Genomic DNA, 11220 nt, shown 5'->3' on the forward strand with positions numbered 1-11220 from the left:
TCCTCCCACGGCTCCCCGCCCTTCGTACGGCCCGTGCCCTCCCACGGCCCCGTCCCTCGTACGGCCCGTGCCCCGCGCGACCCGCCCCGCCCGGCCGCACGATGGGATCATGCCGAAGCCCTGCCGCGTGCGCGCCGTCGCGCTGACCGCCACCGCCGTGCTGCTCTCCTCCGTGCTGGCGGGATGCGGCGACGACGACAAGGACGAGGATCCGACGGCCCAGAAGCTGAGCTGGGAGGACTGTCCGCCGCCGTCCCAGGCCGAGGGCGGCGGGGCCGCGCCCTCGCCGCTGCCCGACGGCGACGAGTGGCAGTGCGCCACCATGAAGGCGCCCCTGGACTGGGACGACCCGAAGGGCGACACGATCGGCCTGGCGCTGATCAGGGCGAAGACGACCGGCGACAGGAGCGACCGGATCGGCTCGCTCATCTTCAACTTCGGCGGACCGGGCGGCTCCGGCGTGTACACGCTGCCGGCCTTCGGCCCGGACTACGCCACCCTGCGCACCCGCTACGACCTGGTGAGCTTCGACCCGCGCGGCGTGGGCCGCAGCGCCCCCGTGACCTGTCTGAACGACCAGCAGCTCGACTCCTGGTTCCAGCAGGACGCCACCCCCGACGACGCCGCCGAACGCACCGCGCTGCTGGACGGCACCAGGGACTTCAACGGGGCGTGCGAGGAGCACTCCGAGCGGATCATCCCCCATGTCCGCACCACCGACGCCGCCCGCGACCTGGACCTGATGCGCCAGGTGCTCGGCGACGAAAAGCTCTACTACTTCGGCATCTCCTACGGCACCGAGCTCGGCGGCGTCTACGCCCACCTCTTCCCGGGGAAGGTGGGCCGGGCCGTCTTCGACGCCGTGGTCGACCCGACGGAGACCTCCGAGCAGGGTTCCCTCGGCCAGGCCCAGGGCTTTCAGCTGGCCCTGGAGAACTACGCCGAGGACTGCGTCTCCCAGGTCGAGGAGTGCCCGGTCGGCGACAGCGTCCAGAACGTCCAGGACCGCATCGCCAAGCTGCTGAAGGACCTCGACACCCAGCCCATCCCCGGCGCGTTCCCGCGCGAGCTGACCCAGTCCGCGGCCACCACCGGCATCATCCAGGCCCTGTACTCCAAGGACCTGTGGGAGTTCCTCACCGAGGCGCTCGACCAGGCGTACGGCGGTGACGGCCAGCTGCTGATGGTGCTGTCCGACTCGATGAACGGGCGCAGCGCGAACGGCGAGTACAGCAACATCACCGCGGCGAACATCGCCATCAACTGCTCCGACGACAAGGCCCGTTACGGCGTGGACTACGTGCGGGCCAGGCTCCCCGAGTTCCGGGAGGCGTCGCCCCTGTTCGGGGACGCCCTGGCCTGGGGCATGGTCAGCTGCACCGACTGGGCGGTGCCGGGCGCGGCGGCCCACCCGGACGTCAGCGCGCCCGGCTCGGCGCCGATCCTCGTCGTGGGCAACACCGGTGACCCCGCGACACCGTACGAGGGGGCCCGGCGGATGGTGCAGGCACTGGGCCCGGGGGTCGGGGTGGAGCTGACGTACAAGGGCCAGGGGCACGGGGCTTACGACAGCGGGAACAAGTGCGTGCTCAGGGCGGTCGACGGCTATCTGCTGAACGGGAAGGTGCCGACGTCGGGGACGGTCTGCTCCTGACCGGCCGCCGCGTCGCATTTCCAGCAAAACCGCAGGTCAAAAGGTTATCCACAGGGCTGGGCGGGCTGTGCCGGGCCCGGCCTACCATGGCCTGACCGCCGTTCGCCCGCCGAAGCGCGAACGGCCAGGGAGGGGACACGACATGCACCGATTCCTCAGGTGGGCCGCCGCGGGCGCGACGACCGCAGTGCTGCTGACGGGCTGCACCGGCGGTGCCACGGACAGCGGCAGGGAGAGCGGGGACGACGACGGCAGGAACGGCACCCGGACCGGAGGCCTGGCACCACCCTCCGGACCCGTTCTCCCGTCCTCCCTGACCGCACAGGAGCTGGACTGGGGCGAGTGCCAGGAGACCCCCGACTCCCCCGCGCCCGGCGGCGACTGGCGGTGCGCCACGCTGAAGGTGCCGCTGGACTGGGCGCAGCCGGAGGGGAGGACGACAGGCCTCTCCCTGATCCGCTCCGAGGCCCGCGGCGACGACCGCATCGGCTCGCTGGTGTTCAACTTCGGCGGACCGGGCGGCTCCGGGGTCTCGGCGATGCCCTCCTACGCCGCGGTCGTGTCCTCCCTGCGGGACCGCTACGACCTGGTCAGCTTCGACCCGCGCGGGGTGGGCGGCAGCGAGGGAATCCGCTGCCGCGACGACAAGGCGATACAGGCCGCCGAGGCGGTGGACATCACCCCGGACACACCCGCCGAGGAGCGCGCCTTCCTGGCGGACGCGGCCGGCTTCGGCCAGGACTGCGCCCGTACGACCGGTGAGCTCATGGCGCATGTCTCGACCACCGACACCGCACGCGACATGGACCTGATGCGCCATGTGCTCGGCGACGACAAGATGCACTACTTCGGCATCTCCTACGGCACCGAACTCGGCGGCGTCTACGCCCACCTCTTCCCCGGGAACGTGGGCCGGATGGTCCTGGACGCGGTCGTCGACCCCACCGCGGACGCCGTCGGCCACGCCGAGAACCAGACCATGGGCTTCCAGCGCGCGCTGAACGACTACCTGAAGTCCGCTGGCGAGGACCCCGAGCGGGGCACGGCCAGGATCGCCGCGCTCCTGGAGGGGCTCGACGCCGACCCGCTCCCGGCCACGTCCGGCCGTGAGCTGACGCAGAGCATGGCGGTCATCGGCATAGTGCTGCCGCTCTACAGCAAGGACAGCTGGCCGAGCCTGACCAGCGCCCTGGAAGCGGCCGAGTCGGGCGACAGCTCCGAACTCCTCGCGCTGGCCGACATCTACAACGAGCGGGACGCCTCGGGCCACTACGGCACGACGACCCACGCCCAGCGCGTCATCTCCTGCCTCGACGACAGGCAGCGCCCGACACTCGACGAGGCGAGAAGGTCCCTGCCGCGGTTCGAGCGTCTCTCCCCCGTCTTCGGCCCCTTCCTCGGCTGGGACACGGCCGGCTGGTGCCACGACTGGCCCGTGGACGGCCTGCACGACACCCCGGAGGTCTCCGCCCCCGGCGCTCCCCCGATCCTCACGATCGGCAACACCGGCGACCCCGCCACCCCGTACGAGGGCGCCCGCCGCATGGCCGACGAACTCGGCGAGGACGTCGGTGTGGTCCTCACCTGGAAGGGCGAGGGCCACGGCGCCTACGGCAGCGGCAGCGACTGCGTCGACTCGACGGTCGACACCTATCTCCTCGAAGGCACGCCGCCACGGGACGGCAAGGTGTGCTCCTGAGGCCGCCGGGCCCGCGCGGGGCCGAACCGGGCGGCCGCGGCGGGCCCCCCGCCCCCGGATAGGGTGATCCGGCCCCGGGCGCCCGGGGCCGGATATCGGATGGGGTGGGGAATGCCGAAGCACCGGCTGTCCAGAAGAGGCCGCTACACAGCCCTGGCGACGACGGCCGCCGTCGTCGTGGCCGGTGCCGGGATCGCGGCGCAGACCTCGATGGCCGCGACGGCGTGGCCGGCGCAGAAGACCTACACCGGCCGGGCGTTCGACGCCTGCACGGCGCCTTCGCTCACCGCGATGAAGGCGTGGAAGAGGGACGGCTACTACGGTGGCGTGGCGGTCTACATCGGCGGCAGGAACCGTGGCTGCGCCCAGCCCAACCTGACCAGGTCCTGGGTGAAGTCGGTGGACTCACTGGGCTGGCGGGTCGTTCCCCTCTACGTCGGCGCTCAGCCGCCGTGCCAGAGGAGCGCGAATAAGGAGAGGTTCACCGCGGCCACCGCGGTCTCGGTCGGAGCGAGCAACGCCAACGATGCGATCGCCAAGGCGTCGGCGCTCGGCATGAAGGCCGGCAGCCCGGTCTACCTCAACATGGAGGCGTACGACATCACCGACAAGGCCTGCAACGACGCCACCCTGGCCTATGTACGGTCCTTCACCAGGACCCTTCGTGCCAAGACCTACCGGGCCGGCCTCTACGGGTTCAGCAGCTCCGGCGCCAAGGCCGTCGCCACCGCCAAGGACCGCACGGACCTGCCGGGCAACCTCTGGTACGCGCTGTGGAACAACCAGGAGACCACCACGAGGGACTGGCCCTGGGACCCGAAGCTGTACACCGGCCACAGCCGCGCCCACCAGTACAAGGCCAACAGCAAGGAGACCCGCGGCGGTCACACCATCACCGTCGACCGCAACGCCTGGGACGCCCCGGTCGCCATCGTCGGCTGACGCCGAGTACCCCCGTCGGCCGCGGGGCTCGAGCCGGGCCGTCCGCGGACGGCCCGGCGAGGCGGTCGGTCAGGGGACGGCGGAGGCCCACGGCGGCTGAACGCGTCAGCGCCGTGGGCCTCTTCAGTCGTGCGGGTGGGCCGCGGGGCCGGTCAGTAGACCGGCTTCTCGGGCTCGATCTGGTTGACCCAGCCGATGACGCCGCCGCCGACGTGGACGGCGTCGGCGAAGCCCGCGGACTTCAGGACGGCGAGGACTTCCGCACTGCGGACACCCGTCTTGCAGTGCAAGACGATCTTCTTGTCCTGGGGCAGACCCTCCAGGGCGGTGCCGAGGAGGAACTCGTTCTTCGGGATCAGCTTGGCGCCCGGGATGGAGACGATCTCGTACTCGTTCTGCTCGCGGACGTCGATGATCTCGATGCTCTCGCCCTCGTCGATCCACTCCTTGAGCTGCTTGGGAGTGATCGTCGAACCGAGCGCCGCCTCCTGGGCCTCCTCGGACACGACGCCGCAGAAGGCCTCGTAGTCGATGAGCTCGGTGACGGTGGGGTTCTCGCCGCAGACCGCGCAGTTCGGGTCCTTGCGGACCTTGACCTGGCGGTACTGCATCTCCAGGGCGTCGTAGATCATCAGGCGGCCGACCAGCGGCTCGCCGATGCCCGCGAGGAGCTTGATGGCCTCGTTGACCTGGATGGAGCCGATGGACGCGCACAGCACGCCCAGGACGCCGCCCTCGGCGCAGGAGGGGACCATGCCCGGCGGCGGGGGCTCCGGGTAGAGGCAGCGGTAGCAGGGGCCGTGCTCGGACCAGAACACGGAGGCCTGGCCGTCGAAGCGGTAGATCGAGCCCCAGACGTACGGCTTGTTGAGCAGCACGCACGCGTCGTTGACCAGGTAACGGGTCGCGAAGTTGTCCGTGCCGTCGACGATGAGGTCGTACTGGCTGAAGATGTCCATCACGTTGTCGGCCTCGAGCCGCTCCTCGTGGAGGACCACGTTCACGTACGGGTTGATGCCGAGGACGCTGTCCCGCGCCGAAGCGGCCTTGGAGCGGCCGATGTCGGACTGGCTGTGGATGATCTGACGCTGGAGGTTGGACTCGTCGACCTCGTCGAACTCCACGATGCCGAGGGTGCCCACGCCCGCGGCGGCCAGGTACATCAGCGCCGGCGAGCCCAGGCCGCCGGCGCCCACACAGAGCACCTTGGCGTTCTTCAGCCGCTTCTGCCCGTCCATCCCCACGTCGGGGATGATCAGGTGGCGGGAGTACCTGCGGACCTCGTCTACGGTGAGCTCGGCAGCCGGCTCGACCAGGGGTGGCAGCGACACGGGGACTCCGTTGGTCGGTCAATCACTACGGTTGTTCTCCGCGTAACACTGCCATGGGCTTTTTCATTCCGAGACACCCGTTCCGATCCGCGAGACGATTTCGTCCCAGTAGCCGGGCATCGCCTCCCACGGATCGGCCTCGCCGCCCCGGTCCGTGCGGTCGGTGAACCAGATCGTGGCCGCTCCCTGCCAGCGCGCGATGCGCAGCGCCTCGTCGAGATGGACACCCGGCACACCGTGGACGAGATGGCAGAACCGCTCGGGCGGATACTCGGCGGTCCACTCCGCCACCTGCGACCAGCGGTAGTCGGTCCACGGGCCGGAGAACGTCACCAACTGGTCGGCGGCCTCGGCGTATCCGGGGTACGGGTGGATGCCGTGGCCGAGCACGAGATGGGACGCCTCGGCCATCCCGCGCAGGACGGTGACCATCCGCCGGACACCGGGCAGCGCGGCGCGCTCGCCCGGGCAGCGGTCGAGCAGGAAGCCGTCGACCCGGTACCAGTCCAGATAGCGCTGTGCGTCGGAGATCACATCGGCGAACGGCCGGGCCCCGTACGTGGTGTCGAGCCGGCCGAGCACCCGCACGCCCGCGTTGCGCAGACGGCCCGCCGCCTGGAGGCAGTGCGGGTCGGGGCGCACACCGGGCCCGTCGGCGACGTCGAGGACGGCCCAGTGCACGGGGGTGCCGGGGCGGGTGAGCTCGCCCCACTCCGCCGGGGCGAGCAGCGGGTGCGCATAGCCGGGGATGCCCAGGCCGGTGCGGACGTCGGTGCACGCGCCGTCCGCCCTGGTACTGGTCAGATACGGCATGCCGCCTCCATCCAGATGTCCGCGAGGGACTCCTCCAGGTTGATACGGGGCCGCCAGCCGAGCCGGTCGCGCGCGGTACGGACGTCGGCCTGCTGCCAGCTGCCGCAGCCGTCCGGATAGGGGTAGGCGACGGGCGCCGCGTGGTCGGCGTCGCCGCGCGGGTGCCCGATGGCGGGCCGCGGGGCGCCGGGCGGGCCGTCGAGCTCGTGCAGGGCACCGCCGTAGCCGGCCACCCGGGCGAGCACGGCCGCAGCGTCGCGCAGCCGCACGGCCCGACCCGAGCCGATGTTGATCACGCCCTGGGCGGCCGACAGCGAGGCCGCGTGCACCGCCCTGGCCACGTCGCGTACGTCGATGAAGTCGCGCTGGACGCCGAGGCCGCCGAGCTTCAGCTCACCGTCGCCGGACTGCATGGCCCGGCGCATGGCCTCGGCGAGCCGGCCGAGCGGCGACCCGGCCGGGGTGCCGGGTCCGGCCGGCGAGAAGACCCGCAGCACCACGGCGTCGAGGCCGGAGCCGAGGACGAGTTCGGTGGCGGCGAGCTTGCTGACGCCGTACGGGCCGCCGGGGCGGGGGACGGCGTCCTCCGCGGTGGACGAGCCGGGCTGGCTGGGGCCGTACTCGGCGGCGCAGCCGATCTGCACCAGGCGGGCGCCGCAGCCGCTGCGGCGCAGGGCCTCGCAGACGGTGGCCACGGCCACGGTGTTGTGCCGGGTCAGCTCGCGGGCACCGCCGCGGGTGGCGCCCGCGCAGTTGACGACGACACCGGGGTGGACCGCGTCCAGGAAGCGGGTGAGCGCTCCCGGGCTGCCGGAGGCGAGGTCGAAGCGGACATCGGCGTCGTCACCGCGGCCGAGCGCGGTGAGCTGGACGGCCGGGTCGGCGAGCAGGCGGTCGGCGACGAAGCGGCCGAGGTAGCCGTTGGCTCCGATCAGCAGGACCCTCATCGCGCGGCTCCCGGGGTGTGCGCGCCGACGGCTCCGGCGTCCCCGGCGGGTCGGGCCGCTCCAGCGGCTCCGGTCACGCCGGTGGCTCCGGGTGCTCCGGATCGGGAGGTGGTCATCTGGTCTTCTCCTTCAAGTCCTTCAGGGGGATGGTGCGAGTTCGGGTGTGCTCGGCGGCGCGGGCGGCGGCCGCAGGGAGCCGGGGGGTACGTCGATCGCGGGCCGAGCGGATCGAGCGGGCCCAGCGGGCCCAGCGGGCCGAAGGCCACGGACCGGCGGCCCACGGCGGCACGTTTCACCGCGCCACGGTCCGCCCCCGGGCCACGGCTCACTGGCCGCGGGCCGCTCACCGGGACGCCACCGGTTCGGCGTGCGCCGAGGCGAGCGTCAGCGTGCGCCCGGCGTGGATCAGCAGGGTCAGCGCACCGGCCGCGCAGATCAGGGCCGGAACGCTGCCGGGCCCCCCAGCGGACACGAGTTCCTCCACCGGCACGGAGAGGAAGCCGCACCCGGGCAGACGCCCGGCGAAGACGGTGCCCAGGGCGGCGCCCTCGGCGGCGGCGCAGGCGGTCAGTACCACCGCCGGCGCATGGGTGAAACCGTGCGCGGCCAGCAGCCGGGCTAGCAGCAGGAGCGCGCCGAGGCTGAGGAGCCCGGCGTACCCCACGGCCTCGTCCAGAGCCTCCCCGCACAGCACGAGCAGCGCGGCCAGCGCGCCCATGAACAGGGCGAACGAGCCGAGCAGCAACGGCCGTACGGCGGAGGCGAACTCCTCCAGGCCCCGGCTGGCGGTGAGTCTGCGCCGGGCCTCGGCGGCGAAGAGGTGCGCGCACCAGGCGGCCGGGGCGCAGGCGAGGGCGAGGGCCAGGAGGGCGGCGGTGGCCAGTGGCCAGGGCCCGTCGGACGCGCCGTCCGGCAGGGCGTCGGGGCCTCCGGTGACGCTGGACCGGAGCAGTCCGTCGCCGAGGGCGGCGTAGCCGACGAGCCAGCCGGTCCAGACGCCGGTGACGGGCGGCCGGACGGCCGACGGGGGACGGGGGACGCGTAACGGCCCTCGGCGGACGGCCAGGCGCACGCCCAGGACCAGGGCGAGGGACCCTGCCACGGCCACGAGCAGCCGCGGCTGTCCGTCGGTCAGCCGCAGCCCGGCCACCGCCGCCGCGCACAGCGCGCCGGGCAGCAGGGCGAGCAGCGCCCAGCCGACGCGGGCCGCGGGGGGCGCGGGGAGTCCGACGGCGCGTGCCCGGGTGTCCGCGTCGCGCGGGACCCGGGCGTACATCTCCTCCGCGAGGGAGAAGACGTCCCGGTGGCGGAACCGGGCGGCGGTCCGGTCGGTGACCCCGTGGGCCTCCAGTCCGGCCGCGATCTCCAGCGGGTCCACGGCCCGCTCGCACAGTTCCCGGTGACGGTGCATCAACGCCTTGACGGGGTCGGCGGCACCCCGCCGGGAAGCGGGCCTCCGCCCGGCCGCGGCCGCGAATCCCCCGTCGGTCCTGCGACCGCCACCGGCCGCACGCCCCCCGTCGGCCCCACGACCGCCCGCCAGCCCGGCCCCGGCCGCACGCCCCTCACCAGCCTCACGGTCCCCCGCCTCACGCCCCCCGTCGACCGGGAGGCCACCGCCCTCCGCGCCCTCCACCGAGCGATCCCAGGCCACCGGGTCACCACCCGCAGAGACACCCACCGGGGAGACACCCACCGCAGGGCCATCACCGGCCCGCTCGTCCCAGCCCCCCGCACCGCCCGGCACCCCCCACAGCTCCCGCTCGCGTCCGTCCACGCCGCTCACGTCACGCACCCCGCTCACCGCGCCCCCTCCACCGCGCGCCCGGCTACACCGGGAACGACCCCGGCCACACCGGGAACGACCGCACCGGACACGACCCCACCAGGCACGGCCGTGCCAGGCCCGTCGACCCCGGGCTGAGCCGCGCCTCGCGCGACACCACCCCGCGCGGAACCGCCCCTCCCCGTGGCCCGCACGGGCGGACCCGCGGCCCGGCCGGGCGTGGGCGCGAGGGCGGGCGTCGGCCAGCGCGCGGGGACGTGCGCCTCGGCCGGCACGGCGAACGGCAGCGGCTCCCCCGCCTCGTCGAGGACGACCCGCCGGACCGGGCACTGCGCCACGATGTCCAGGTAGATGCCGTGAAACGCCTCGACGCACCGCTCGACGCTGAACAGCTCCAGCGCCCGGGCGCGCGCGGCGGCCCCGAGGCGCGCGCGCCGCTCGGGGTCGCGCAGCAGGGCCACGCACGCCTCCGCGAGGGCCCGCGGGTTGCGCGGCGGCACCACGAGCCCCGTGCCGCCGATGACCTCCACGACCGCGCCCACGTCCGTCGACACGGTCACCCGGCCGCAGAGCATCGCCTGGACGAGGCCCAGCGGGAATCCCTCGACGACGCTGGAGAGGACGACCACGGCACCGGAGGCGTAGGCGTCGGCGAGGTCCGGGACCTCGGGCTCGCCGACCTCCTCGAACGAGACGGGGTTGTCGCCGGCCGCGTGGGGCCCGTCGGCCTCGTCGGGGAACAGCTGCGCGGCCAGGCCCCGGCAGTGGGCGAGATAGGCGGCGCCGTCGGCTCCCACGGCGGCGCCGATCACCCGCAGCCGGGTCTTCGGTTCCTCCCGGCGGACCTCGGCGAAGGCGTGCAGCAGTGAGACGAGGTCCTTGGTGGGCTCGACGCCGCCGACCCAGACCAGCGTCTCGGGGTCCGCGCTCTCGGGCGCCTCGCCGACCTCGGCGAACCGTTCCGTGTCCAGGCCCGGGTGGACCGTGCGCAGCTTGGCCCGGTCGGCGCCGCAGCGTTCCTGCCAGCGGCGGACATGGCTGTTGCCGTGGGTGACGTAGGCGGCCCGCCGGTAGGTCTCGGCGGCGAGCCGGCCGTGGAAGGCGGCGAGCAGGGCCCGTACGACGGGGGCCTCGTGCGCGCCGGTGGCGAGGTAGTGGCTGCGCAGCCGCACCCCGTACTCGGTCACCAGCAGGGGCACCCCGCACAGGCGGTGGGCGAGCAGCCCCGGCAGGGCGGCGGGCCCTCCGGACGCCGCGTGGCACAGGTCGACCGCGCCGAGGCCCTCGTCCTCGTACCAGCCCAACGACAGCGGGCGCAGGGCGCGTTCCAGGTGTCCGGCGAGGGCGAGCAGGTCGGGCACCCGGGCCTCGTGGGCGGCGCGAGGGGCGCCCGGCGCGCGACAGGCGCGTTCCAGGGCGCGCACGGCGGTCTCGGAACGCAGCGCCGCCACCAGGCCACCCTCGTCGCGGGCGAGGTCGGCGAGACCGTACAGCGCGCTGGCGAAACGGTCCGCCTCGGCGGCGGACGGCGGGGACGACGCGGCCTCGGCGCTCGCCGCGCACAGGGCGGCGGCCAGTTCGCCGTAGCAGTCGGCGAAACGGCGCCGGGCCCGTCGGCCGTAGGCCACCCCGTCGTCGTCGGCCATCCACAGCGGGGCCGTCCGCACGCGACTGACCTGCGGCGGCAGCGCGACCCAGCCCTCGTCCTCCTGGTGTTCGTCGCGGCTGAGCGCGTACACGTGGAACTCGTGCTGGTCCAGTCCGCGCACCAGCCGGTCGCACCAGAGCCTGGCGTCACCGTTCACATACGGATAGCCACTTTCGGTCAGCAGTCCGATGCGCACGAGTGCACCCCCGATCTCCCGTATCAGGAGCCGCCGTTGACCCGGCGGCTCGCAGCGGGACGAACGTAAGGGGACAAGAGGGTGGCGGGGGGGGCGGGGGGGGGGGGCGCCCCCCCCCGGGGGGGACCGGGCGCAGGGGCGGGGGGGCGGGGGGGGGGGGCGCGCCCCAAGGGAAAATTTCAAAGGCGCGGACAACAACCCCCC

8 protein-coding genes are annotated in these 11220 nt (G+C 73.8%); 3 read left to right on the forward strand and 5 right to left on the reverse strand.

The features are described from left to right. The first annotated feature begins 109 nt into the window (after positions 1-109). From ACFYR0_RS32680 to ACFYR0_RS32690, 3 genes are all read left to right on the forward strand, one after another. Positions 110-1654, forward strand: coding sequence for an alpha/beta hydrolase (locus tag ACFYR0_RS32680; protein WP_389336267.1), 1545 nt, complete (start codon positions 110-112; stop codon positions 1652-1654). Between the two features lie 142 nt (positions 1655-1796). Next, complete coding sequence (locus ACFYR0_RS32685; protein WP_389336270.1) at positions 1797-3353, forward strand: alpha/beta hydrolase; 1557 nt, start codon at positions 1797-1799, stop codon at positions 3351-3353. A 111-nt stretch (positions 3354-3464) separates the two neighbouring features. Further along, on the forward strand, positions 3465-4295 hold the full coding sequence (locus ACFYR0_RS32690) for a glycoside hydrolase domain-containing protein (protein ID WP_389336273.1): 831 nt from the start codon (positions 3465-3467) through the stop codon (positions 4293-4295). A gap of 152 nt (positions 4296-4447) precedes the next feature. On the opposite strand, the gene moeZ is transcribed toward ACFYR0_RS32690, so the two are convergent. The 5 genes from moeZ to ACFYR0_RS32715 form a co-directional block, all read right to left on the reverse strand. Next, positions 4448-5626, reverse strand: a complete 1179-nt coding sequence (moeZ, locus tag ACFYR0_RS32695; RefSeq protein ID WP_389336276.1) for an adenylyltransferase/sulfurtransferase MoeZ — start codon at positions 5624-5626, stop codon at positions 4448-4450. A gap of 63 nt (positions 5627-5689) precedes the next feature. Further along, positions 5690-6439 carry a spherulation-specific family 4 protein gene (locus ACFYR0_RS32700; protein WP_389336279.1) on the reverse strand — a complete coding sequence of 250 codons (750 nt, stop codon included), beginning with the start codon at positions 6437-6439 and terminating at the stop codon, positions 5690-5692. After that, positions 6427-7386, reverse strand: a complete 960-nt coding sequence (locus ACFYR0_RS32705; protein ID WP_389336282.1) for an NAD-dependent epimerase/dehydratase family protein — start codon at positions 7384-7386, stop codon at positions 6427-6429. Before ACFYR0_RS32705 ends, ACFYR0_RS32700 begins: the two co-directional genes overlap by 13 nt. A 343-nt stretch (positions 7387-7729) precedes the next feature. Beyond that, positions 7730-9022, reverse strand: coding sequence for a hypothetical protein (locus ACFYR0_RS32710; RefSeq protein ID WP_389336307.1), 1293 nt, complete (start codon positions 9020-9022; stop codon positions 7730-7732). A gap of 164 nt (positions 9023-9186) precedes the next feature. Next, a complete protein-coding gene (locus tag ACFYR0_RS32715) occupies positions 9187-11016 on the reverse strand; it encodes a DUF3492 domain-containing protein (RefSeq protein WP_389336285.1) in 1830 nt (609 codons plus the stop codon). Positions 11017-11220 lie beyond the last annotated feature (204 nt).

Origin of the sequence: Streptomyces sp. NPDC005017 (genome assembly GCF_042873115.1) — a bacterium.
Lineage (GTDB): Bacteria > Actinomycetota > Actinomycetes > Streptomycetales > Streptomycetaceae > Streptomyces.

What these genes read in the sequence shown, in the direction of transcription:
- ACFYR0_RS32680 (WP_389336267.1), top strand. Translation starts at nt 110, where the DNA reads ATGCCGAAGCCCTGCCGCGTGCGCGCCGTCGCGCTGACCGCCACCGCC.
- ACFYR0_RS32685 (WP_389336270.1), top strand. Translation starts at nt 1,797, where the DNA reads ATGCACCGATTCCTCAGGTGGGCCGCCGCGGGCGCGACGACCGCAGTG.
- ACFYR0_RS32690 (WP_389336273.1), top strand. Translation starts at nt 3,465, where the DNA reads ATGCCGAAGCACCGGCTGTCCAGAAGAGGCCGCTACACAGCCCTGGCG.
- ACFYR0_RS32700 (WP_389336279.1), bottom strand. Translation starts at nt 6,439, where the DNA reads ATGCCGTATCTGACCAGTACCAGGGCGGACGGCGCGTGCACCGACGTC.
- ACFYR0_RS32705 (WP_389336282.1), bottom strand. Translation starts at nt 7,386, where the DNA reads ATGAGGGTCCTGCTGATCGGAGCCAACGGCTACCTCGGCCGCTTCGTC.